This is a genomic window from Bizionia paragorgiae (assembly GCF_900107625.1).
GTDB lineage: Bacteria > Bacteroidota > Bacteroidia > Flavobacteriales > Flavobacteriaceae > Bizionia > Bizionia paragorgiae.
Genome location: NZ_FNQK01000009.1, coordinates 115061 through 140364 on the forward strand (window position 1 = coordinate 115061; position 25304 = coordinate 140364).

23 protein-coding genes are annotated in these 25304 nt (G+C 35.7%); 16 read left to right on the top strand and 7 right to left on the bottom strand.

What is annotated here, in order from left to right:
- The first annotated feature begins 32 nt into the window (after window positions 1–32).
- Entirely contained in the window at window positions 33–2252 is a 2220-nt protein-coding gene (locus BLV64_RS08380) for a tetratricopeptide repeat-containing hybrid sensor histidine kinase/response regulator (protein ID WP_092133972.1), read from the top strand.
- Here BLV64_RS08380 and lpxK read toward each other — a convergent pair.
- Window positions 2249–3256 carry a tetraacyldisaccharide 4'-kinase gene (lpxK, locus tag BLV64_RS08385; RefSeq protein ID WP_092134045.1) on the bottom strand — a complete coding sequence of 336 codons (1008 nt, stop codon included), beginning with the start codon at window positions 3254–3256 and terminating at the stop codon, window positions 2249–2251. The genes BLV64_RS08380 and lpxK overlap by 4 nt on opposite strands.
- Window positions 3257–3343: 87 nt before the next feature.
- Between lpxK and BLV64_RS08390 the strand changes: the two genes are divergently transcribed.
- The 3 genes from BLV64_RS08390 to msrA all read left to right on the top strand — a co-directional run bounded on the left by BLV64_RS08390 (window position 3344) and on the right by msrA (window position 6014).
- Window positions 3344–4438: a Nif3-like dinuclear metal center hexameric protein gene (locus BLV64_RS08390; RefSeq protein ID WP_092133974.1), complete on the top strand. Its 1095-nt coding sequence runs from the start codon at window positions 3344–3346 to the stop codon at window positions 4436–4438.
- A gap of 3 nt (window positions 4439–4441) precedes the next feature.
- Window positions 4442–5221, top strand: coding sequence for a zinc ribbon domain-containing protein (locus tag BLV64_RS08395; protein WP_092133976.1), 780 nt, complete (start codon window positions 4442–4444; stop codon window positions 5219–5221).
- Between the two features lie 127 nt (window positions 5222–5348).
- Entirely contained in the window at window positions 5349–6014 is a 666-nt protein-coding gene (gene msrA / locus BLV64_RS08400) for a peptide-methionine (S)-S-oxide reductase MsrA (RefSeq protein WP_092133978.1), read from the top strand.
- On the opposite strand, the gene BLV64_RS08405 is transcribed toward msrA, so the two are convergent.
- Window positions 6011–6811 (bottom strand): class I SAM-dependent methyltransferase, encoded by an 801-nt coding sequence (locus BLV64_RS08405; RefSeq protein WP_092133980.1) that lies wholly within the window; start codon window positions 6809–6811, stop codon window positions 6011–6013. The two genes, msrA and BLV64_RS08405, sit on opposite strands and share 4 nt — an antisense overlap.
- Window positions 6812–6972: 161 nt before the next feature.
- On the opposite strand from BLV64_RS08405, the gene BLV64_RS08410 reads away from it, so the two are divergent.
- The 9 genes from BLV64_RS08410 (at window position 6973) to BLV64_RS08450 (ending at window position 15980) form a co-directional block, all read left to right on the top strand.
- The gene (locus tag BLV64_RS08410; RefSeq protein WP_092133982.1) at window positions 6973–7665 is read left to right on the top strand and encodes a hypothetical protein; all 693 of its coding nucleotides are present in this window, start codon (window positions 6973–6975) and stop codon (window positions 7663–7665) included.
- A 66-nt stretch (window positions 7666–7731) separates the two neighbouring features.
- On the top strand, window positions 7732–9006 hold the full coding sequence (gene kynU / locus BLV64_RS08415; protein ID WP_394332346.1) for a kynureninase: 1275 nt from the start codon (window positions 7732–7734) through the stop codon (window positions 9004–9006).
- Entirely contained in the window at window positions 8999–10411 is a 1413-nt protein-coding gene (locus BLV64_RS08420) for an FAD-dependent oxidoreductase (RefSeq protein ID WP_092133984.1), read from the top strand. Before kynU ends, BLV64_RS08420 begins: the two co-directional genes overlap by 8 nt.
- A 7-nt stretch (window positions 10412–10418) precedes the next feature.
- Complete coding sequence (locus BLV64_RS08425; RefSeq protein WP_092133986.1) at window positions 10419–10844, top strand: RidA family protein; 426 nt, start codon at window positions 10419–10421, stop codon at window positions 10842–10844.
- Window positions 10845–10888: 44 nt separating this feature from the next.
- The gene (locus BLV64_RS08430) at window positions 10889–12328 is read left to right on the top strand and encodes an aldehyde dehydrogenase (protein ID WP_092133988.1); all 1440 of its coding nucleotides are present in this window, start codon (window positions 10889–10891) and stop codon (window positions 12326–12328) included.
- A gap of 332 nt (window positions 12329–12660) precedes the next feature.
- On the top strand, window positions 12661–13443 hold the full coding sequence (locus BLV64_RS08435) for an SDR family oxidoreductase (protein ID WP_092133991.1): 783 nt from the start codon (window positions 12661–12663) through the stop codon (window positions 13441–13443).
- Between the two features lie 174 nt (window positions 13444–13617).
- On the top strand, window positions 13618–14151 hold the full coding sequence (locus tag BLV64_RS08440; protein WP_092133993.1) for a 3-hydroxyanthranilate 3,4-dioxygenase: 534 nt from the start codon (window positions 13618–13620) through the stop codon (window positions 14149–14151).
- Between the two features lie 102 nt (window positions 14152–14253).
- Window positions 14254–15339, top strand: coding sequence for an amidohydrolase family protein (locus BLV64_RS08445; protein WP_092133995.1), 1086 nt, complete (start codon window positions 14254–14256; stop codon window positions 15337–15339).
- Complete coding sequence (locus tag BLV64_RS08450; protein WP_092133997.1) at window positions 15339–15980, top strand: O-methyltransferase; 642 nt, start codon at window positions 15339–15341, stop codon at window positions 15978–15980. Before BLV64_RS08445 ends, BLV64_RS08450 begins: the two co-directional genes overlap by 1 nt.
- Before the next feature lie 91 nt (window positions 15981–16071).
- Here the strand turns inward: BLV64_RS08450 and BLV64_RS08455 are convergent, their stop codons facing one another.
- From BLV64_RS08455 to BLV64_RS08475, 5 genes are all read right to left on the bottom strand, one after another.
- Window positions 16072–17583, bottom strand: coding sequence for a S8 family peptidase (locus BLV64_RS08455; RefSeq protein WP_092133999.1), 1512 nt, complete (start codon window positions 17581–17583; stop codon window positions 16072–16074).
- 103 nt (window positions 17584–17686) lie between these two features.
- Window positions 17687–17974: a Sec-independent protein translocase subunit TatA/TatB gene (locus BLV64_RS08460; protein WP_092134001.1), complete on the bottom strand. Its 288-nt coding sequence runs from the start codon at window positions 17972–17974 to the stop codon at window positions 17687–17689.
- A gap of 125 nt (window positions 17975–18099) precedes the next feature.
- Entirely contained in the window at window positions 18100–18627 is a 528-nt protein-coding gene (locus BLV64_RS08465; protein WP_092134003.1) for an inorganic diphosphatase, read from the bottom strand.
- Window positions 18628–18963: 336 nt separating this feature from the next.
- Window positions 18964–21465, bottom strand: a complete 2502-nt coding sequence (locus tag BLV64_RS08470) for a DUF5686 and carboxypeptidase-like regulatory domain-containing protein (RefSeq protein WP_092134005.1) — start codon at window positions 21463–21465, stop codon at window positions 18964–18966.
- Between the two features lie 72 nt (window positions 21466–21537).
- Window positions 21538–22515, bottom strand: coding sequence for a pyruvate dehydrogenase complex E1 component subunit beta (locus BLV64_RS08475; protein WP_092134007.1), 978 nt, complete (start codon window positions 22513–22515; stop codon window positions 21538–21540).
- 211 nt (window positions 22516–22726) lie between these two features.
- Between BLV64_RS08475 and BLV64_RS08480 the strand changes: the two genes are divergently transcribed.
- The 3 genes from BLV64_RS08480 (at window position 22727) to BLV64_RS08490 (ending at window position 25302) form a co-directional block, all read left to right on the top strand.
- Window positions 22727–23473: an electron transfer flavoprotein subunit beta/FixA family protein gene (locus BLV64_RS08480; RefSeq protein ID WP_092134009.1), complete on the top strand. Its 747-nt coding sequence runs from the start codon at window positions 22727–22729 to the stop codon at window positions 23471–23473.
- 94 nt (window positions 23474–23567) lie between these two features.
- Complete coding sequence (locus BLV64_RS08485; protein ID WP_092134011.1) at window positions 23568–24530, top strand: electron transfer flavoprotein subunit alpha/FixB family protein; 963 nt, start codon at window positions 23568–23570, stop codon at window positions 24528–24530.
- Between the two features lie 157 nt (window positions 24531–24687).
- Window positions 24688–25302: a bifunctional nuclease family protein gene (locus BLV64_RS08490; protein ID WP_092134013.1), complete on the top strand. Its 615-nt coding sequence runs from the start codon at window positions 24688–24690 to the stop codon at window positions 25300–25302.
- Window positions 25303–25304: the final 2 nt, after the last annotated feature.

Here is a 25304-nt window from a genome sequence, read left to right on the forward strand (position 1 = left end):
ATTATATTTGTTTATTAACCTACATACTCTCAATGTATCGTAATAACAACATATCATTATATATAATTGTTTTTTTTTGTTTGGTGTTTAGCTTTTCTAATGCTCAAAACCAAAACGCCATCACATCTGATTTAGCACAAACGGAAACACTTATATTACAGGCTAAAAAAGAAATAGACAACTACCTATTTATCGATGCTCAAAACACCTTAGATTCCGCTTTACTACTTGCTAAAAAAAGCAAAAACGATAAAAATCTTGGTATCATTTATTACAAAATAGGAAAACTACAATACATTTCTGAAGATTATGACGACGCTTTAAAAACCTTTTTTAGAGCTATTGAAATTCAAAGAGAAATTAATGATTACATTAATTTAGCAACGACATATAATGCTATTGGTAAGGTTTACTTATCTTTAGAGGATTACACAAAAGCTTTAGATTATTTTTTATCCTCCGCAACCAATTACAAGAAAGGTAACTTAGTAAAATTAGAGACCGAAGCTAATTTAAACGCAGGAAAAGCCTATTTAGAACTTAAACTATATGATAAGGCAACGGCCACCTTCGATGATGTTATCGCCGTTTCTAAGCAAAATAAATACAATAAATTATTAGCTAGTGCTAGTTTAAACTTAGCAAAAACACAGATACAAACTAATAATATTGACCTCGCATTAGAGAATGCCATAGCGGGACACGATCTGGCTAAAAAGAATAACTATGAGCCCATACTAGACAGAAGCTACATGGTTTTAAGTGCTATTTACGAGGAAAAAGGAGATTTATTAAAAGCCAACGATTACCTAAAAAAATACATCGAGCTAACAAATTCTTTATTATCTGCCAAGCACGGTTTTTTCTATCCTAAAAACCAACGCTCTTCTACTAAAAGCAATGTTACAGATTATATTAGTGAAACCGAAACTGAAATTCAAAAACGTTCTAATAAAGATACTTTCGACCAACTGACGACTGTTTTAAGTATCGCTTTAATTACAATTTTGTCACTCCTAACGCTTTCACTCTATAAGAATAATAATATTAGACTAAAGTCTAACAATGTACTTCATAAGAAAAATGCCGAATTAATTCTCGCAAAAGAAAGGGCGGAATTGGCCTCTAAAACCAAAGCGAATTTCTTATCGACAGTTACTCACGAATTAAGAACCCCTCTATATGCGGTAACAGGCTTAACTAATATGCTGCTGGACGAATCACCAAAACCAGAGCAAGTACCTCATTTAAAATCATTAAAATTCTCAGGAGAATACCTCTTAACTTTTATTAACGACATACTACAAATCAATAAAATCGAGGCTAATAAAGTCGATATCGAACCTGAAGTTTTTAATTTAAAGAAAAAAATCTCTAACGTTATTTCTGCCCTTAACAATTCGGCAGTAGACAATAATATTAAGCTTCATTTGGAGTATGACAAAGACTTACCTTTTAACTATAATGCCGATCAATTAAAGATATCTCAGATATTGATTAACCTAATTGGAAATGCTATTAAATTTACTAAGGACGGTGACATATGGGTTCGTGCCAAAAAGGTTAAAAATGAAAATAATATCTATACTGTTCGTTTTGAAGTTGAAGACAACGGAATAGGAATAAGCAAAGAAAAGCAAGAACTCATGTTCGAAAGCTTCTCTCAGGGCTCCATACAAATTAATAGAAAGTATGGAGGAACAGGATTAGGATTATCTATCGTAAAAGGGCTTATTGATATATTAAATGGTAAAATTAATTTGAAAAGTGATTTAGGCAAAGGCTCTTTATTCTACTTTGAAATCCCTATGCAGTATACCGACGAAGTGATTAAAGAAAAGAAAATAAACTTATTTAAAGATATCAGTGAGATTGACCTTACCAAAATTAAAATCTTAGTGGTTGAAGACAATAAAATCAACCAAATGATCACCAAAAAGATTTTAAATAAGATGAAACTTAATTGTGATATTGTCGATAATGGAGAAGAAGCGGTTGATAAAGTTAAAACAACAGCTTACGATGTGGTATTGATGGATATCCACATGCCTGGTATTAGTGGTATTGAAGCCACAAAAATTATACGAACGTTTAATAAAGACCTTACTATTTTTGCATTGACAGCCGTTACTATTGAAGATAAAATGCAAGAATTTAATGAGGCAGGATTCACCGATATAATTTCAAAACCGTTTAAACAAGAAGACTTCGAAAAGAAATTATTTAATGCATTAATTGTTCCTCAAGTTTAATTATTAGATACAAAATCAATAACTAGCCTATTAAAAGTTTCATGGCGATCAATTTGAGCTTCTATTGGCAAATAAAACAATTTCCCTTTTAGCTCTGAAAAGCTTTTTAAACGCATAAAATCTTTTTCTGTCGCCAGCAATACGTCTTCATTTTCAAATCGACTAATATCCGATGGGCTAAAACTATAATGATCTTTAAACTCCAAATGTTTAAAATCCAAGCCTTCAGTTTTTAAGTAGTGCACTAAAGGCGCGGCATTGGCGATACCTGTTATTAATGTAAAGTTTGGCAGTTGATTTAAAGCTCTTGATTCCGTTTCCGAAAAGACCGTTTTACTATATGAGATCGAACTAAAAAACACGGATTGATGGGCTTTAGGCTTGATTCCTTTTAGTATTTTAGTTTTCTCCTCTTCTGTTAGTTGTGGAGGACACTTGGTGACTAGAATAATATCCGCACGCTTTGCACCTGCCCTAGGCTCTCTTAAATCCCCTGTTGGCAACACACAATCTTTATAATATAGATTTGCGTGGGTAGTGAGTAGTAAATTTAAACCCGCAGTAACTTTTCTATGCTGAAAAGCATCGTCTAAAATAATTACTTCTGGCTTATTTAATAATCCTCTTAGTTTTGAAATACCTTGTTGACGGTTGGCATCGACAGCAACCTTAATGGCGTCACCATATTTACTATAAAATTGAAAAGGTTCATCACCTAAAGTTTTAGCATCATCATGTAATGCTCCTAGTACAAAACCTTCCGTTTCACGACCATAACCTCTACTTAATGTCGCTACTTTATAATCCTCTTTTAGTAAGCGAATGAGATATTCAACCATTGGTGTTTTACCAGTACCACCGGCACTTAAATTCCCAACGCATAGCACAGGAAAATTATAGGTCATCGTTTTTTTAATACCACAATCGTACAATAAATTTCGTAGCCACGTGACAAGGAAATATACAGGCATTATAGGAAAAAGAAGAAAACGAAGTAATTTCATAAACAAGAAACCAATTAAAATAGTGTTGCTTTGTAACAACGAAAGTAAATATTTTATATTTGTTTCTAATTCAATTCTCAAATTAATATGATTATTCAAGACGTTGTTACCCTACTACAAGATTATGCGCCTTTAGCTTATGCCGAAGAATTTGATAATGTGGGTTTACTGGTAGGTGATAAAAATGAAAAATTAACGGGAGTATTAGTAACATTAGATACTTTAGAAACTGTTGTAGACGAAGCAATAGAAAATAACTGCAATCTTATTGTTAGCTTCCACCCTATAATTTTTAAAGGATTAAAAAGTCTTACTGGTAAATCGTATGTGGAGCGCACGGTACTGAAAGCGATACAAAACAACATTGCGATATACACCATCCATACTGCATTAGACAATCATATTAACGGGGTTAATGATATTATTTGTGATAGGTTAGAATTAAAAAACAAACAGATTTTAATTCCGCAGCAACACACTATAAAAAAGTTAATTACGTATGTCCCTTTAAAAGATGCGGACACGTTACGGACGGCACTTTTTAATGCAGGAGCGGGATGCATTGGTAATTATGACGAATGCAGTTTTAATCTTGAGGGCACTGGGACCTTTAACGGAAATCCAGATTCCAATCCAGTAATTGGAGAACGCGGAGTAACGCACTATGAAAAAGAAACTCAGATTTCTGTCACTTTTAGCAAGCATTTAGAGTCGAAGATCGTATCCGCTTTATTTAAAAGTCACCCTTATGAAGAGGTTGCCTACGAAATCACAACATTAGAGAATACGAATCAAAACATTGGCATAGGTATGCTTGGAGACTTAGAGGAAGACATGTCCGAATTAGACTTTTTAGCCTATCTTAAAACGAAGATGAAAACCAATACTATCCGCCATTCCAGCTTATTAGGAAAACCTATAAAGCGAGTTGCTGTTCTTGGTGGATCAGGAGCATTTGCTATAGGGGCTGCTAAGGCTAAGGGTGCCGACATATTTATTACGGCAGATTTAAAGTATCATGACTTTTTTAGTGCCGAAAACCAACTCATTTTAGCCGATATTGGACATTATGAAAGCGAACAGTTCACAAAAAATGGTTTAGTTGCACATCTTACAAAAAAAATTAGTAATTTTGCAATCGTTTTATCGAACAAAAATACCAATCCTGTTAAGTACTTTTAAAATATGGCAAAGAGTAAAGAAGTAACTGTAGAAGAGCGTTTAAGATCTCTATACGATTTACAATTAATCGATTCTAGAATCGATGAAATAAGAAATGTTCGAGGAGAACTACCTTTAGAAGTTAGCGATTTAGAAGATGAAGTAGCTGGATTAAAAACCAGATTAGAAAAACTTCAATCAAGCTTAGAGTCTGTTGAAACAGACATTACAGGTAAGAAAAACCTTATTGAAGAAGCTAAAACATTAATAAAAAAGTATAGTGAGCAACAAAAGAATGTTAGAAATAACAGAGAATTTGATTCACTAACTAAAGAGGTAGAATACCAAGAACTTGAAATAGAATTAGCTGAAAAACACATCAGAGAATTTAAAGCTCAAATAGAGCAGAAAAAAGAAGTAATTGCTAAAACTAAGGAGCACGTAGACCAACGTGTAAACCACCTAAAGCATAAGAAAAGTGAATTAGACGCTATTTTATCTGAAACTGAAAAAGAAGAAAAAGCCCTAATTAAAAAGTCTGAAGAATACAAAAAGAAAATTGAGGAGCGTTTAGTTGCTGCTTACACACGTATTCGTAAGAATGTAAAAAACGGATTAGCTGTTGTACCAATCGAAAGAGGTGCATCTGGAGGATCTTACTTTACCATTCCACCACAAGTACAAATGGAAATTGGAGCACGTAAAAAAATCATCACCGATGAACATTCAGGACGTATTTTAGTCGATGGTCTTTTAGCTCAAGAAGAAAAAGAAAAAATGGAGAAAATGTTTAAAAAACTATAATTCCATTTCACTAATACCATTAAAGCCTCTATTTTTATAGAGGCTTTTTTTATTTAACACAGGTTTAGCTTCTTTACACTAAGGAATCCCTCTTTAGAGCGACTAACTAAATCAAAACCGCTCAGCTATGAAAAAAATGATTCCTATATTATTCATCACACTACTGTTAAGTTGCCAAAACAAAGCACAAAATAAGGAGCTCAACGCGAAACAAAATGCTGTTCAAATGGCAGCCCCAGTTTCTGTGCCTTCAGAAAATGGAATGGAACGTGCCTATTTTGCAAGTGGTTGTTTTTGGTGTGTAGAAGCCATATATGAAAGTGTTAATGGAGTTAGTGAGGTTATTAGTGGTTACGCTGGAGGACATACTAAATATCCAACATACGAATCTAGTAACACAGGAAGAACAGGACACGCCGAAGCTGTGGAGGTTATCTACAACCCTAAAATTGTAAATTTTAGCACGCTAATCGACGTCTATTTCGCTTCTCAAAATCCAACACAAGTTAACGGCCAAGGTCCAGATATAGGTTCGCAATACCGCTCTATTATTTTCTACCAAAACACTGAACAAAAATCACTGATTCTAGATAAAAAAGAAGCTCTTTCTAAAAAATTAGGTAAACCGGTGGCTGCCGAGGTCTATCCGTTTCAGAAGTTTTGGGTTGCAGAAGACTATCATCAAGATTACGAAAGACTACACCCTAATAACAGTTATATAAAAAACGTATCTATACCAAGATTAAAGCGTTTTCAAGCCAGTATGCCTGAGATTTTAAAGAAAAACCACTAACCTTTTGTGGCTTTAATTTCAAAGGTTAAAGGATATAACGGTTTTTCTGTTGCATAATTTCCCGATGTCATTCTCACCAAATTTGGCAGCACATTATAAGGGGTTTCATGATATTCATTTAAGTACTCTACATGTAATCCTGCCGAAGTTAGCGCGTTGACCACTTCGCTTAAACCGTGATTCCATCCGTATTCTTTACTAATCATTTTATGCTCGGTATCGGCATAAGTGCCTTCATATTCCTCATAGATAACCTCCTCTTGCATATAACCATACTTCATAATAGGTTTACCTTCTAAATAATCGAACATCCAAACGATAGGATGAAACTCCACCATATAAAACGTCCCCCCATGTTTAAGACGCTCTGCTATCATTTGTCCCCAAGGTTTTAAATCTGGCAACCAACCAATAACGCCATAACTGGTAAACACAATATCAAAAGTATCCGATATATATTTTGAAGTTTCCAACACGTTACAACAGACAAACTGGGCATCTAGCTGTAATTCCGTGTTAAGTTGCTGTGCTAATTTTATACCTTCATCACTAATATCCACACCAACACATTTCGCCCCCAAGCGGCTCCAACTTAAAGTATCTTGACCAAAATGACATTGCAAATGCAATAGACTTTTATTTTTAACCGTTCCTAAGGCATGTAATTCATACTGATTTAATGAAGACTCCCCTTCCTTAAATGCTTTCAAATCATACATATTAGATGATGCATGTGCTTTTACTTTAGCATTCCATGTTGCCTTATTGGTTTCAAAATATTTTGATAAATCTTTCATTTTTTTCTTTTAAAACATCCAAGTTACTGTTTTTACTCGTATATCTAATAAACAACTATTCCGCTTTATGCGCCTATATATATTTGAAGTGCTTTTACCACCGGTAAAAGCACTTCGTGTTTTATAGACATTACCTAACTTTGCTATAAATATTGTGTGCTATGACTAAATATGTTTTATTTTTTTGCCTTACACTTTACTTTTCATCTTGTAAAGATGATCAAAACGTAAAAAACCAATCGGAAACCACCACCCCTCAAGAGCTAACGGTAGCAGAGAAAATTGCAAATGCTAACGGGTATCAACAGTGGGATTCAGTTAACGAGATTCACTTTACTTTTAATGTCGATACCGATTCTATGCATTTTGAACGGCAATGGAAATGGTTCCCTAAAGAAAACAGAGTAACACATACAAAGTCAACTGGTGAACACATTAGCTATAACCGACAAGCGATGGACAGCCTGTTGAAAACCATAGACCAAAAATTTATTAATGACAAATTTTGGCTCTTAGCACCTTTTAATTTGGTGTGGGATGAGGGCATATCTATTTCTAAATCAACAAAGGAAATCGCCCCAATTTGCAAAGACTCTTTAAATAAAATTACGCTAACCTACTCCGAAGATGGCGGTTACACTCCTGGTGATGCCTATGACCTTTTCTATGGCGACGACTACCTAATTAAAGAATGGATTTACCGAAAAGGAAATCAGTCGGAACCCTCATTAACCACAACCTGGGAGGAATACGAAACTTTTAATGGCTTAAAAATCGCAAAATCTCATAAAAAATCAGGTGAAAATTGGAACCTGAACTTCACCAATATTAAGGTGGTTTCTAAATCGCTTTAGAAATTTAAAATTGCTTCTCTACTAAATTATTAATCCTTATTTTTGTTGGAAACCAAAAAATAATACATGTTGTCCAACTACCAATTAGGTCTTGATTACGCTAAGCAATTAGACAAAGAAGACGAACTATCACACTATAGAAATCAATTTCACATACCCAAAGATAAGAATGGAAATGACCTTATTTATCTCTGTGGAAACTCTTTAGGTCTACAACCAAAGGCCACCAAGGACTATATTAACCAAGAGCTTGAAGACTGGGCCAATCTCGGTGTCGAAGGTCATACAGACGCCAAAAACCCATGGTTACCTTACCACGAGTTTTTAACCGAAAGCATGGCCAAAGTTGTAGGTGCTAAACCTATAGAGGTGGTGGTTATGAATACGTTGACAACAAACCTTCACTTAATGATGGTTAGTTTTTACAAACCCACAGCAAAACGTCATAAAATTTTAATTGAGTCGGATGCCTTTCCTAGCGATAAGTATGCTGTAGAATCACAATTACGTCACCACGGATACGACGATAAAGACGGATTAGTGCTTTGGTCTCCTCGTCCAGGAGAAGAATTAGCTCGTTATGAAGATTTAGAAGCCATTTTAGAAGCCCAAGGCGATGAAATAGCACTGATAATGATTGGCGGTGTTAATTATTATACTGGTCAGTATTTCGATTTAAAACGCATTGCTGCTTTAGGTCATCAATACGGTTGCAAAGTCGGATTTGACTGTGCTCACGGTGCAGGAAATGTGGCATTAAACCTTCACGATTCGGGTGCCGATTTTGCAGTGTGGTGTACCTATAAATATATGAACTCAGGTCCTGGTAGTTTAGGAGGTTGTTTTGTTCATGAAAGACACGCGCACAATAAAGAATTAAACCGCTTTACAGGATGGTGGAGTCACAATAAAGAAACCCGTTTTAATATGCGTGGTGAATTTGATGCTTTGGCTGGTGCCGAAGGTTGGCAATTAAGTAATCCTCCTATTCTATCTATGGCAGCAATTAAAGCGTCTGCCGATATGTTTAATGAAGTAGGCATGGAAAAACTGACCAAAAAATCGAAACATATTACTGGCTATTTCGAGTTTTTATTAAACGAATTAAACAATACCGACATAAAAATAATTACACCTACGAATCCTGAAGAACGTGGCTGCCAATTATCAATACAAGTGAAAAATGCAGACCGTAGTCTACACGATAAATTAACTGCTTCAGGGGTGATTAGCGATTGGAGAGAGCCCGATGTTATTCGTTGTGCCCCAATTCCGCTATACAATTCATATCAAGACGTCTATTTAATGGTCGAAAAACTGAAAACTATTTTAAATGATTAAGGAAAAAAACATACAAATTATTGGTGCCGGACTTTGTGGCTCTTTATTAGCGCTGCGCTTAGGTCAACGAGGCTACAATGTTACCGTTTTCGAAAAACGTCCCGACTTGCGCAAAGTAGATATTTCTGCCGGGCGCTCCATAAATTTAGCACTTTCAGACCGTGGGTTTTCAGCTATGGATTTGGTAGGCATACAACATAAAGTGCAACCGCTTTGTATTCCTATGAACGGCCGCATGCTTCACGATACCGAAGGCAATACAATTCTAGCGCCTTACAGTGGTCGCGAACACGAGTTTATTAACTCCATTTCACGTGGAGACTTAAATAGTTTGCTCTTAGATGAGGCTGAAGCCTTACCAAATGTAAGTATTCATTTTAATTACGAGTGTCGCTCTGTAGATTTCGAAAACGGCATCTCACATTTCTATAACTACGAAACCAAAGAAGAATCCACTAAATCTGCCGATGTTATTTTTGGTACCGATGGTGCTGGTTCTGCTTTAAGAAAAAGTTATTATTTAGAAAATAAGTTCCTATTCAGTTTTTTACAAGATTATCTTACGCACGGCTATAAAGAGTTAAGCATTCTACCCGCAGAAAACAACGGGTATAAAACCTATAAAAACGCTCTGCATATATGGGGTCGCGGCGATTTTATGCTTATTGCTTTACCAAATTTAGATGGTAGCTTTACGGTTACTTTATTTTTAAGCTACGCTGAAGGGGAATACAACTTTAACAACCTAACAACAAAAGAACGCGTTTTAGAATTCTTTGAAAAATATTTTAAGGATGCTTTAGAACTCATGCCAAACCTTATCGATGACTTCTTTGATAACCCGACGTCACCATTAGGAACAGTAAAATGTTCTCCATGGCATTATAAAGGAAAAACGATTCTGTTGGGAGATGCCGCTCATGCTATTGTGCCATTTTACGGACAAGGGATGAACGCGTCTTTTGAAGATGTTGTTGAGTTTGATAAGTTTTTAGATAAAGATTATGGGTCTTGGGAGCAGGTTTTTGAAGCTTACGAAAAATCGCGTAAACAAGATACCGATGCTATTGCGGATTTGGCTATAGACAACTTTCATGAAATGAAAGGTCATGTAAACCACGCTGACTTTAGAGAGAAAAGGAATCTAGAAATGGCTTTTGAAAAAGAATTCCCTAACGACTATTCTTCAAAATATTCGTTAGTAACCTTTAATGAAAACATAGGTTACCGCGAAGCGATGTTAAAAGGTCGCGCGCAAGATAAAGCCATTTTGAATATGTTAGCCGATGGTGTCATAAAAACACCGTTAGACCTCTCTACAAAGTCATTAAAAAACACCTTATTACAAGTACAAAAAGAAACCGAAAACATTCTAGAAGACGATAGGGTGGCAGGTTTAAAATAATATACCAATGAAAAATCAAGATACAGCAGACGAATCAAAAAAAGTAACCCCACGCGGGGCCTACCCTATTACTAAACGCGTAGGCGATTTTATTTTCGTGTCCGGAACCAGTTCTAGACGCCCAGATAACAGCATCGCAGGAGTGGATATTATAGATGAAATGGGTACAAAACGCTTAAATGCAGAAGTACAAACTCGTGAAGTAATAAAAAACATAGAAAGAAACTTAGCTAAGGAAGGGGCGACTTTAAAAGATGTTGTTGATGTGACTTCTTTTCTTGTTAATATGAATGACTTTGCTGGGTATAACAAAGCCTATGCAGAGTTTTTTAGTAAGGAAGACGGGCCAACACGTACAACGGTTGCCGTACATCAATTACCCCATCCCGATTTGGTTGTAGAAATCAAGGTCATGGCTTATAAAAAACAATAAGCAGTTTAAAACAAAGTCTTTAACCGACTAAAATCAAAATTTTAATGACGATACAGAACTACATAAACGGCCAATTTCTAGACCCTATAGACACAAATTGGATAGATAATTATTGTCCTGCTACCGGTGCTATTTACGGAAAAATACCAAATTCTTCTAAAGCAGATGTTGCTGCGGCATATAGCGCGGCAAAGGACGCCTTTCCTACTTGGTCGAAAACCACTTTAGAAACACGTAGTCGTATTCTTATTAAGATTTCAGAGTTGTTAGAAGCCCATTTAGATCGCTTTGCAGAAGCCGAAAGTAAAGACAATGGTAAACCTATAAGTTTAGCTAAGGCGGTAGACATACCGAGAGCGGCGAGTAATTTCCGTTTTTTCGGTAATGCCATTACGCAATTCGCTAGCGAAAGTCACGAAAGTATTGGTCACGACGCCGTTAATTATACGTTGCGTCAGCCCATAGGTGTTGTAGGGTGTATTTCACCTTGGAATCTACCTTTGTATTTATTTACTTGGAAAATTGCCCCGGCCATTGCTGCCGGTAATTGTGTTGTTGCCAAACCAAGCGAAGTCACACCTTTGACGGCTTACCTATTAGGTGAGATTTGTAACGCGGCTGGTTTACCAAAAGGAGTTTTAAATATTGTTCATGGCTTAGGAACCTCTACAGGTCAAGCCATTGTAGAGCACCCAGAAATCAAAGCCATTTCATTTACTGGAGGGACGGCAACAGGAGCGCATATTGCACGTGTCGCTGCACCTATGTTTAAAAAATTATCTCTAGAATTAGGTGGTAAAAACCCAAATATCATTTTTGCCGATTGCGATTACGAGGATATGTTGAATACTACGGTGCGCTCATCATTCGCCAATCAAGGACAGATTTGCTTATGTGGAAGTCGCATTTTTGTAGAAGCAACTATCTACGAGCAGTTTAAAAAAGATTTTGTAGCTAAGGTATCAGCATTAAAAGTAGGACACCCATCGGATGATGCAACAGATATAGGTGCATTAGTTTCTAAACCGCATCTTGAGAAGGTAATGAACTATATTGATATCGCTAAAAATGAAAAGGGCACAGTCCTTTGTGGCGGTAATAAGGTTACTGTAAAAGGCTACGAAAATGGCTACTATTTAGAACCGACGGTGATAGAAGTCGCTTCGGATGACTGTCGTGTGAATCAAGAAGAGATTTTCGGACCGGTAGTTACTATTATGCCATTTACCACAGAAGACGAGGTCCTTGAAATGGCCAATAAAGTAAAGTATGGTTTGTCGGCAACCCTATGGACAAACAACTTAAAGCGCACTATGAAACTAAGCAATCAATTACAAGCAGGAATTGTTTGGGTAAACACGTGGATGATGCGCGATTTACGAACGCCTTTTGGTGGCGTAAAAGCGAGTGGTGTTGGCCGTGAAGGTGGTTTTGAAGCCTTACGCTTTTTTACAGAAGCTAAGAATGTGTGTATAAAGTATTAAGCCATTCCTGCATAAGCAGGAATCTCATGAATAACAACGATAAAGTTACTATACACATCAGTTGGCATACTCTCGTTGTAATTGAAATATATTATAGTTAGTATTACTAAACTATTGAAATCGATTATTTTATATGGCAGACGCTGTAAATAAAAATGATAAAAACGAAACACTGTTGCCTACTCAAAACATAAGCAATAAACACTTTTAGTTTTGTAACAACAGGAAAGGAGTTTAGCATTAAAAATCAATGAAATGATGGTATTCTCAAAAGTTTCGAACACAAATAATAATTAACCATTAAAAAGGTTCCTGCCAACGCAGGAGAAATTATGAACTTAAACTTAAATAATAAAAACGCACTAGTTTGCGGAAGCACAGCGGGAATAGGAAAAGCAACTGCTATAGCGCTAGCTGAAGAAGGTGTAAATGTCACTTTAATTGCGAGAAATGAAGAAAAATTAAAAGCCGTTTTGGCGGAATTACCTCAACACAGAAACCACAGTTATATTGTTGCTGATTTTTCAAACCCAGAAACTTTAAAAACAAAAGTATCTGAATTTATCACTGCAAATAATGGCTTTCATATTTTGGTAAATAATACGGGAGGACCTAAAGGAGGCCCTGTATTTTCTGCAGAATTAGATGAGTTTGAAAGCGCATTTACACAGCATTTAAAATGCAACCACGTCTTAGCACAAGCCGTTGTACCGTTTATGAAATCGGAAGGATACGGACGTATTGTTAATATCATTTCGACATCGGTAAAACAACCTTTAGACGGATTAGGAGTAAGCAACACCATTCGCGGTGCGGTTGCCAATTGGAGTAAGACTCTTGCCAATGAATTGGGTGGCTTTGGAATTACCGTAAACAATGTGTTACCAGGAGCAACAGGGACAGAGCGTTTGGAAGAAATTATTAAAAATAAATCGGCAAAAACCGGAGTTAGTATTGACGAAGCGAGCAACGCGATGAAAAGTGCAGTTCCTGCAAAACGATTTGCTAAACCAGAAGAAATTGCCAATGCGGTTACCTTCTTAACTAGTGAAGCAGCAAGTTATATAAACGGTATCAATCTTCCTGTTGATGGCGGAAGAACAAAATCGTTATAAAAGCAACTACAATCGTTTCTTGATTTGTAGAATTATGCTTAATTTTAATACCAAAATCCGCGTTAAGGATTGAAGCGGCATCCTTTTTTAGGATCTACCAGCGCAAGCTTGGAGACCAAAAAAAGATAGAGCTGAAAGCCTGACCCGACAGGGGAACGCCAAAAATATAAAACCATGAATAATTTAGTATCGCCTTTAAATTTTAAGGCTTGGATAGAAGAAAACAGACACCTTTTAAAGCCGCCAGTAGGTAATAAAGTCGTTTGGAAAGATGGCGATTTTATTGTGATGGTTGTTGGTGGGCCAAATAGCCGAAAAGACTATCACTATAATGAAACACCAGAATTCTTTTACCAGGTAGAAGGTGATATGGTGCTTAAAATTATTGATAATGGCACGCCAAAAGACGTTCATATTAAAGAAGGAGACATCTATTTATTACCTCCAAAAGTACCTCATTCACCTCAACGAGAAGCAAATACTGTTGGATTGGTTATAGAGTACAAACGCCCAGAAGGCATGCGTGATGCTTTACTATGGTTTTGTGAGAATTGTACCACAAAATTATATGAAGAAGATTTTACGGTAGAAAACATTGAAACTGATATGCCAAAGATTTTCGATGCGTATTACAGTGATAAAGACAAGCGTTCTTGTCCGAATTGCGGAGAAATCATGGCAGCACCAAAACCAGTAAAAATAAAGTAGTTAGTCTGCTATCTCTATATAACACACCATTATACACATAGCAATTTTCTGTGTATTCAGAATTAATTTTTAAAAGATTCCTGAGCTTTCAGGTCCATATATATGAAACGTAAACTTAGAATTAACGGTCATTCACACCTTTTACCTTACCCGGAAGAAATCCCTCAATTCATGAAGGACAAAGAAATTTTTTGGGTGGATAATGATCGGAAATACATGCTTCAAAAAGACTGGAGTCGCCCAGTAACGGATTCTAGTTTTTTCTTAGATGAAAAACTAGCGTGGATGGAGCGTTTTAAAATTGATCATGCGGTAATTTTAAACCTATCCCAGTTATATGGTAATGGCTTGCGTGTAGAAGAAATGAAGCAAGCCCTACGTTTTCAAAATGATTTTAATGCCAAAGTACAGCATGAGAATCCGAGTAAATTTACCAGTGGGTTTGTAGTCCACCCCGGTTTTGTTCGCGGAGCTTGTTGGGAAATCGAGCGTTGTGTGGAAGAATTAGACATGCGTTTACTTTGCTTGCCAACGCACTACATGGATACGATTGGTACTTGGCGTTGTATTTTTGATGAAGAAAACGAGCCTATTTTTGAACTGGCTAACAAATACAACTTAGCTGTTGAAATTCACCCTTACGACGGTGAAAAGTTTATAAAATTAGAAAACACATCATGGCGTTTTCACTTGATTTGGATGTTAGCACAATGTGCTGATGCTTATCATTTTTTAACCTTAAACGGATATCAAGATAAATACCCAAATATGAGAACGTGTTTTGCTCACGGCGGACAGTTAGCACAAATTAATTTAGGGCGTCGTATTCAAGGTTTTGATGGTAGACCTGATTTATTTGAAGGCAAACACCACCCACGAAAAGCTGTTGGACACAAAAACATATTTTTCGATACGCTGGTTCACGACACCGGGTCTTTAGAACTTTTGTTAGGTAATCAAGGGTCAAAACAGGTCATTATGGGCTTAGACGATCCGTATCCATTAGGGGAAATGGAAAGCGAACAACAATCGTCGTACCCAGGAAAAATTTTAGACCTTGCAATAGAACGTGAAATTATTACACAAACCGATTATGATGCTATTTGGGAGGACAATGTGATTCGTTGGTTATGTGGTGATGATGAGGCTGAAAAGAAAAAATTAATGGATAGAATTTTAGGAAATTAATGCATTTTATACCAGAAGAACTCGATGAATATGTAGTGGCTCATTCTGAGAATGAACCCCAATTACTGCAACAATTAACTCGCGAAACCTTTCAAAAGATTTTACAACCTCGTATGTCTAGTGGTCCGTATCAAGGACGTGTGTTAAGTATGATTTCGAAGTTGATTCAGCCTAAACACATTCTTGAAATCGGAACATTTACCGGTTACTCTACCTTGTGTTTAGCAGAAGGATTAAAACCGGAAGGCTCTTTAGATACTATTGATATTAACGAGGAGTTGTTTGATTTTCAAAGAAAATATTTTGATGCTTCGGAATACGGAGAACAGATCGTTCAACATTTAGGAAACGCTTTAGATATTATTCCTACATTAAATAAAACCTTTGATTTGGTATTTATTGATGCTGACAAGGATAATTACATTAATTATTTTCATTTGATTGTAGACCGACTAAATCCTGGAGGCATTATCTTATCGGATAATGTATTATGGAGCGGGAAAGTCATACAGACTCTAGACCCAAAGGACAAAATGACTAAGGCCGTTTTAGACTACAACACTTTACTTAAGGAAGACGATCGCGTAGAAACTGTTATGCTTCCAATTCGTGACGGTCTAACACTGAGTAGAAAAAAATAACATGGTTTTAAAATATTAAAACATAAAAAAATCCTCTTCATTGGTGAAGAGGATTTTTTTTTATAACGCGCTTGGTTTAAATACCACTATTCTATTGAACGGCTTGTAACGCATTAATATTTCCGTAACCAAAACTTGAATTTCGATATGGATAAAACTCTGACGCCTGTTTTAATTTATTTAGCACTTGTGTTCGTGACCATGTAGGATGCTTAGACCAAACTAAAGCGGCAATACCTGCAGTTGTTGCAGTTGCTACCGATGACCCACCAGTATAACGACGCTCGTTGTTATAAAATCCTAAAACCGGTGGTGCTTTACTGGTATTATTATGCCCCTCCATTATAATTGTAAAATCTATTTTACTTCCGCTATGACACACATCACAACGTTCGTAAGTTGTACCATCGGTTACCCCAGTAACAGCGACAGTCTCACTCATAGTAGCCGGAAAAATAACGCCATAGCCATTAGTAAAGCTTGTAGACGTTCCTCCGGCAGCAAAAATTAACTTGCCTTTGCTGTGTGCATATTTTACGGCGTCTTTAATATTTCCTATAGACCACATATACCCTATAGACATGGAAATAATTTTAACGTCGCTCCTGTTCCCCAATTGTGTTAATGCGGCACTTACACCTTTACGCTCATGATAATCGTTTAAAAGCACATCTTCTGTTGCCCTATATGCTACCAAGTTAGAGTTATACGCAACCCCTACCGGCATACCATTGTCATTTCTAGGCGCTGCTATGGTCGAAGCCATTGCTGTCCCATGTCCGCATTTATCATGAGGCCCATCGTAGTTATTAGACCACCACCAATTAGAATCTATAAACGTACCGTATTTCTGAACAAAACGTCCGCTAGAATAACCATCATTAATACCTGAACTGTTTAATAAGGTTTGCGATTGCGATACACCGGTATCGATTAAGCCCACAGTAATCCCCGAACCGGTACTGTGATTCCATGCTTGGGGAATATTATGTTTATAAAAATGCCAAGACACTTGCGCATTGTTGGGTGCTATTGTAGAATAATGAGCAGAATTTATATAATCTCCATTTTTATCACATCCCGAACTTGATCTATTGGTCATTGACACGTGATACTGGTTATAACCATTAGGCTCTAAATAACGAACCCCTTTTGTTTGACGTAATAGTTTTATGGTTTCAAAGCTTTCCACCTTAACATCCATCACATTTATGATTTCATGTTCTACCACACTTTCTTTGCTCCTCTCGTAAGACTCTGAGGTTTCTACACGTTTTAATATAGCCTCCTTTATGGTTTCTAAGGCTGCCGAGCGGTGTTCGCTAAAACTTTGACCCTCGTTTCCGTAACCTATAGTTAAAATAGAGTTACCATGATACACAGCACTCCATAACATATGATCGCTAACAGTCTTCCAATCGAAAGTCTGATTGCGATTTAATTGATCTTCAATATAAGCATTAATCTCATCGACAGATAAAGGCTTAGATTGTTGGGTTGTTTGTAAGTGTTCTTCGTCGTGAATACTTTGAGTGTCCTCTTTAGAGCAAGCTGACATAATTACTAATAGTAGCATTAGTAATTTAAATTGATGTGTTCTCATTTAATATGGTTTTGATGGTTGAAACATCAAGATATTAAATAAATAACAAATTTTTAGTGGTTTTATTAGAAAATAAACAAACAGACACCTGATAAACAGAGAATTACATTTTTCGCCTAACCGACCCTGTAAATTCTTCTAATTCATCCTTCACTTTATTGATTTCTGAATTAATGTCTTTGGTGATGCTTGTATCGATACCGTGATTTTCGGCACTTTTGGTGATTTCGCTTTTTATATCGTTCGTTGCGTCTTTAAGAGTTCGCATGGTTTTACCCATACCACGAGCTATTTCTGGTATCTTATCGGCACCAAAAACCATAACGACTATCAAGACAATAACCGCTATTTCTGCTCCACTAATAAATAAAAATGTTCCTAGATGTATCACGCTACAAATATAGTAAAGTTGTATTTGCAAATTTAAATTATTAAGTTAATTTTAAAGAGTCCCTTAATAATTATTTAAAATAAAAAAAACCCTTCAATTTTAGTATTGAAGGGTTTTTAGGGTATTTATATTTTAAAGTCTCCTTTAGCTTTGTGCTCGCTATTTTCGTAGCGCTCAACACATTTATTAAGGATGTCGTAAGCTTCTTTTGCATCTCCCCATCCACCAACATCAACTTTCTTCTTTTCTAAATCTTTATACACTTGGAAAAAGTGAGTGATTTCTTTAATTCTATGTGGATTTAAATCGTTTAAATCGTTGTAGCTGTTCCAGATTGGGTCACTTACAGGCACACACACTAATTTTTCGTCTGGTCCTTTTTCGTCAGCCATATGGAATACACCAATTGGTTTAACTTCCATTACACACATTGGGAATGTCGGCTCTGCACCCATTACTAAAACGTCTAAAGGATCACCATCTAAGGCTAAAGTTTCAGGAATAAACCCATAATCTCCAGGATACATCATTGAAGAGAATAACATACGATCGAAACGGATTTTTCCTAAATCGAAATCATACTCATATTTATTTCTACTTCCTTTTGGTATTTCTATTAAAACGTCGAACGTTAATTTTCCTTTTGGGCTCATATTTTATTATTTATTACTTTTAATAATTACTTGTTCACTTTTAAACTGAAGTGGTATTTTCGGCCTGCAAAAATACTTAAACATTTAAGTTTTAACAAGAAATATTTGCATTATTGACACGATTAGGTCTTGATATTTAAAAATTTATGCCTTTAAAATGATATTCCGTCTATAAAACCAATTAATCCTACCTTATAACACTGTATAGGCCGATTGAAAATAGCAATAGTGGTTATTACGGTTCGAATTCGTGTTTTAAATTAACTTTATACCCATTTCCTCAATTAAATAACAATCTCATTATCTAGTTATTCACAATCATTATAAAATAAAGATTTAGAAATAAAAACCAAAGCTTCCAGTAACCCCAAAAGGTCTAGCATCTGGATTTAAGTTCTCATCTAAGTAATTACCTCTAAAGTTAAAGTCGATTCTAAAAATTTTAAAGATATTCCCTACACCTACACTATACTCGTAGTAGGCTTCTTTATTTGGAGCGACATAGGTTAAGCCTGAGGCATTAATTAATCTATTTCCATCAGACACATTACCAATAACCCCTCTAAAGCCTACTATAGCCCTTAAATTATACTTTTTAAGCAATGGTATTCTAGAAAATAAGCGTCCGTTAAAATTATGTTCTACGTGTAAAGTTGCATACTCATCGGTAACGAATTCATAATAATCCAATTGTGAAAAAGAGTTATATATTGAAAAATAGGTCTGATTTCCAGGTACCACACTCATTAAACCCAAAGGAACATCGCCATAGGTTTTACCTACTTCTACTGTAGTTGTTAATCGGCCAAAACCACCCAGTGCCCAAGGCTGTAAATATGAAAACTGAAGTTTCGTATAATCGAAATCACTATTCATAAACCCTTTATCTCCACGTGTAACTTGTGCAAACAATTGTGGGAAATCAGAATTTTTAACATGGCGTTCTACCCCATACCCTGTCATTTCGCGGTTTGGAAAATACGATAGTGTAAACGCTGATTCATACTGTTTAACCTCCGATTTAGTAGTTGTTTGCGAGGCATCGGTATAATAATCTAGACTAAAAGTTGGCGATGCCGACTCTAATGTCCTATAGGTACCACTAACACGCATTACAAAATTTCGTAAAGGCTCTACTTCTAAGCCAACGGTGGTTAAATTTACATTTGTTAACTTATCGTTAGACCCAGTACCAATAACAGAAGAAGATGCTAAACTTCGTCCTAAAACATCGGTAGAAGTCGTTAGGCTCGCACCTATTTGTTCTACATCACGCCTATTTCCTCCCGAAATAATAAATCGTTTCTTTTTATCGATAAGCCATTTACCAGAAATACCGTATTTAAACTTATTATCTTTAAATCCGTATGCCGTGAAGCCTTCAACACGCCATAAATCATTCTGACCGAAATAGGTTCTTCCACCAGCTCGCAGTCTTACCCCTTCTACCTCATTATAACCAAAAGTAGAGAACACCGACCCGTAATCTAAATTCAATTCATCGAACTCGATATACCCCGAAGCTAAAATGCTCCCTATATTATAAAGCCGTTTAAACTTTTTTGTTTTTTTTAAAGAATCTAACATGGTGTACACCCCTTTTTCATCTTTACTCAAGGATTCCATTCTGTTTTCTTCCCAAAAAGCATCGTCTTGATTGTATAAATCTTCATCGAAACTATATACTTTCTCCTTATAAAATTTAGGATCCTTTTTCTTATCAAACTCATAATTATTATAGAGGGTGGTTCGTTTCCCATAAATACCCTGAGATTTCTCCTTTTTATTAAAGGCAAAATCCGACATAAAATAGTCGCGTTTAATTAGAAATACAGAATCGTTTAGCACCTCAAACTCTTGTTCTATATATATTTCCTTTACCCAGTTGATATTAGCACTTTTTGATGCTTGAAGATTAATATCTTTAATAGCAAACGTAGTATCGGCAACCCAAAAATCACCTTTAAAGGTAAGCTCATTTTTACGTCTTGGGTAATAAATAATATTATAACACCATTTATTATCAATGTAAGCACTATCAGCTAACACATAGTTATAGGTGTTAATACCTGTTCTAGACAGCGGACTTGTAAAACTCTTATCGAAAAATTTTAAATAATTATCATAGACATCAAATTCGGAGTACAAATCATCGATAAAGTCAATAATAATCTGATTATTACTAAAGCCGGAGTTCTTATTTCCTTTTAATATGCTTCGTTTTTCTTTAATAACATTATCACCATAAACCTCACTCGAAGATTCGTTTATAAATATAGGCAAGTAGGTTTTCCCAGTCACTTTAGAGGTATCGACTTGATCAAAAACAAACTCCATTCCCTTAAACAGCTTACTATTAATAGTTGCGCTATCTATGGTATTTAAATCAAATTCAACTTTCTCGTACTTATCATATTTGTATTGCTTGTATTGCTTTAATCCGTTTTGACGCTTATTAGCCCATATTTTACGCAATATATCAATAGCAGGATTGTTCTTTTTGGGTTGTTTACCCGTTACAATAATCACTTCTTGTAAGGCGGCAACATCCTCCTTTAAAATAATATCAAAATTATAATTAACCTTTTTGGTTAAAGGAATAGTTTGCGTTTCGTAACTCACAAAAGAAATAATGACCGTATCATGATCACCGTCGTCTTCTAAATAAAAAGTTCCATTTTCATCGGAGATCGTTCCTATACTCGTACCCTGAAAAAAAACATTAGCATAAGCCACTGGCTCATTGGCTTCGTCATAAATATGCCCACTAATTTTTACTTGAGAAAAGACAGACCAACTGCCCAAGAGAAAGAAAAATGCTATTAATTTATAGTTCATAGTATTGCTTTAAACAAAAAAACTTCATCAACAATTATGCTAATGAAGTTTTTTAACGTTAATCGTTTATCATTATTTATACATCACCTTCTTCACAGCTTTAATTACTTCTTCATGATTTGGTAACCATTCAGCAAATAATGCAGGAGAATATGGCGCAGGTGTATCTGCCGTATTAATTTTTACAATAGGAGCATCTAAATAATCAAAAGCTTCTGCTTGTACAATATAAGTTAATTCTGTCGAAACATTTCCAAATGGCCATGCTTCCTCTAAAACTACCATGCGGTTCGTTTTTTTAACCGATTCTAAAATAGTTTTCTTATCTAAAGGTCTTACCGTTCTTAAATCGATAATCTCACAAGAGATACCTTCTTTTTGAAGCTCTTCAGCAGCAATGTATGCCTCTTTTATAATTTTACCAAAAGACACAATAGTAACATCGGTACCTTCTCTTTTAATTTCAGCAACGCCTAAAGGAATCGTGTATTCTCCTTCTGGCACTTCACCTTTATCACCATACATTTGCTCACTTTCCATAAAAATAACAGGATCGTCATCGCGAATAGCCGATTTTAAAAGACCTTTTGCATCGTAAGGATTTGATGGTACAACCACTTTTAAACCTGGAGTATTAGCAAACCAACTTTCAAAAGCTTGAGAGTGTGTTGCAGCTAACTGACCAGCAGAAGCTGTTGGTCCACGAAAAACAATAGGACATTTAAATTGCCCTCCAGACATTTGTCTAATTTTTGCGGCGTTATTTATAATTTGATCAATACCAACCAGAGAGAAGTTAAACGTCATGTATTCTACTATAGGTCTATTCCCCGTCATGGTAGATCCAATAGCGATTCCAGCAAAACCTAACTCTGCAATTGGAGTATCAATAACACGCTTAGCTCCGAATTCGTCTAACATCCCTTTAGATGCTTTATAAGCACCATTATATTCTGCTACTTCCTCGCCCATTAAGTAAACGCTCTCATCTCTGCGCATTTCTTCACTCATAGCTTCGCAAATAGCCTCTCTAAATTGAATTGTTTTCATTTATAACATTTTATTGAAAAGCAAAAATAGGAATAAAACGAAACTATTACCGAAAGATTTATTTAAAATTTGTTATGCACGCATAATAAATATGTGAAATAAAATAATTAACTTCGTAACCTCAAAGAATATTAAATATAATAAAGCTAATTAATAGGCTTTTCGTAACTTATTAATTAGTTATTGTATCAATTTATAAACAAACAAGAAAATGAAAATTTTAGTGTGTATTAGTCACGTTCCAGACACCACGTCGAAAATTAATTTTACAGATGGTGATTCTAAATTCGACACCAATGGTGTACAATTTGTAATTAACCCAAATGATGAGTTTGGATTAACGCGTGCTATGTGGTTTAAAGAAAAACAAGGTGCAAGTGTAGATGTTGTTAATGTTGGGGGCCCTGAAACGGAACCGACATTGCGTAAGGCATTAGCGATTGGTGCAGATACTGCCATTCGTGTTAACACACCTGCGGTAGACGGTTACCAAGTTGCTAAAGAATTAGCCAAAGTTGTAAAAGATGGTGGATATGATTTAGTAATTGCTGGTCGTGAGTCTATAGATTATAACGGTGCAATGGTACCAGGAATGTTAGCAGAACTTGTTGATGCTAACTTTGTAACAAACTGTATTAGTCTTGAAGTTGATGGTACTAGCGCTAAGGCGATAAGAGAAATTGACGGTGGAAAAGAAACAGTTTCTACCTCTTTACCTTTAGTTATTGGAGGACAAAAAGGATTAGTTGAAGAAAGCGACTTACGTATTCCTAATATGAGAGGTATTATGATGGCTCGTAAAAAACCTTTAAATGTAGTTGAAGCTACTTCTGCTGAAACAGAAACGTCTTCTGTTAAATTTGAAAAGCCTGCTTCAAAAGGAGCGGTAACTTTAGTAGATGCCGATAATTTAGATGAATTAGTAAACTTACTTCACAACGAAGCTAAAGTAATTTAATTCTAGTTTTTCGTTATTTACGAAAATACAATTATCAATTCATTATTAACACGTCGCCTTCCTAGTAGAGGTTTGCGATAAGAAAATTAAAAATATGTCAGTTTTAGTATATACAGAATCAGAAAACGGAAAATTTAAGAAAACAGCTTTCGAAGTTGCTTCTTATGCCAAAGCTGTAGCCGACCAATTAGGGACTACAGTAACAGCGGTTGCAGTAAATGCAGACGATGTTTCAGAATTAGGAAAATATGGAGTAGACAAAGTATTAAAAGTGTCTAATGCAGATTTAAAGACATTCAACGCAAAATCTTACGCTTCAGTTTTAAAACAAGCGGCTGAGAATGAAAGTTCAAAAGTAGTTGTGGTTAGCTCAAGTGCAGATAGCAAGTACTTAGCACCTTTATTGGCTGTAAACTTAGACGCAGGCTATGCCTCAAACGTTGTAGAAGTACCGTCAAGCACGTCACCTTTTACAGTTAAACGTACCGCGTTTACAAACAAGGCTTTTAACATAACAACTATTGATACTAATGTAAAAATTGTTGGAGTTTCTAACAACTCTTATGGTTTAGTAGAAAATAGCGCAAGTGCAACTGCCGAAGATTTTGCACCTTCAGTTCCTACCTCTGGAGTTACTGTAGAGTCTGTAGATAAAGTAACAGATAAAGTAACTATTGCCGATGCCGAAATTGTTGTATCTGCAGGTCGCGGATTAAAAGGTCCTGAAAACTGGGGAATGATTGAAGAATTAGCAGAGGTTCTTGGAGCTGCAACAGCATGTTCTAAACCCGTGAGTGATTTAGGGTGGAGACCTCATAGTGAGCACGTTGGTCAAACAGGAAAACCAGTAGCTGCTAATTTATATATAGCAATCGGAATTTCTGGAGCTATTCAGCATTTAGCAGGTATTAACGCCTCTAAAGTAAAAGTAGTTATCAATACAGATCCTGAAGCACCGTTTTTTAAGGCTGCAGACTATGGTGTTGTAGGTGATGCTTTTGAAGTTGTGCCAGCACTAATCGAAAAATTAAAAGCTTTTAAAGCAGCAAACGCTTAATCACTTAGATTTAAGTTCTTAAATAGGGACTGTTTAAATTAGAAGTTTCAAATTATAGCTCTCTATAATGTGAAAAAATCAATACTAAAATTCACAATTATGAGTTTTGGAGTTGGTATTCTCCTAATTTAAACAGTTCTTTGTTTTTTATAAAATTATGAGTTTAGTTCGACTAAATATAAAAGGAATATCTTATAGCCAAACACAAAATGGCGCGTACGCCCTTATACTTAACGAAGTAGATGGCGACAGAAAACTCCCTATAGTTATTGGCGCTTTTGAAGCACAATCTATTGCTATTGCTTTAGAAAAAGAAATTAAACCGCCTAGACCGCTTACTCACGATCTCTTTAAAAATTTCGCAGACCGATTTGATATTGTTGTAAAACAAGTCATCATCCACAAACTCGTGGACGGAGTGTTTTTCTCTAGTCTTATTTGTGAACGTGATAAAATAGAGGAAATAATAGACACCAGAACTAGCGATGCTATCGCTTTAGCCCTCCGATTTCAAGCTCCAATTTTTACTTATAAAAACATTTTAGATAAAGCTGGAATATTTTTAAAAGTGGAAACAGATGAAGATAATCAGGACGATGATAATATTCTTATTGAAGGCATCTTAAATGAAAATATTGATGTCGATACTACACCTGAAGACAGCTACTCATCTTTCTCTCTTGACGATTTACAAAATCTCTTAACAGAAGCCGTAAATAATGAAGACTACGAAAAGGCTGCCAAAATAAGAGACGAGATTTCAAAACGATAACA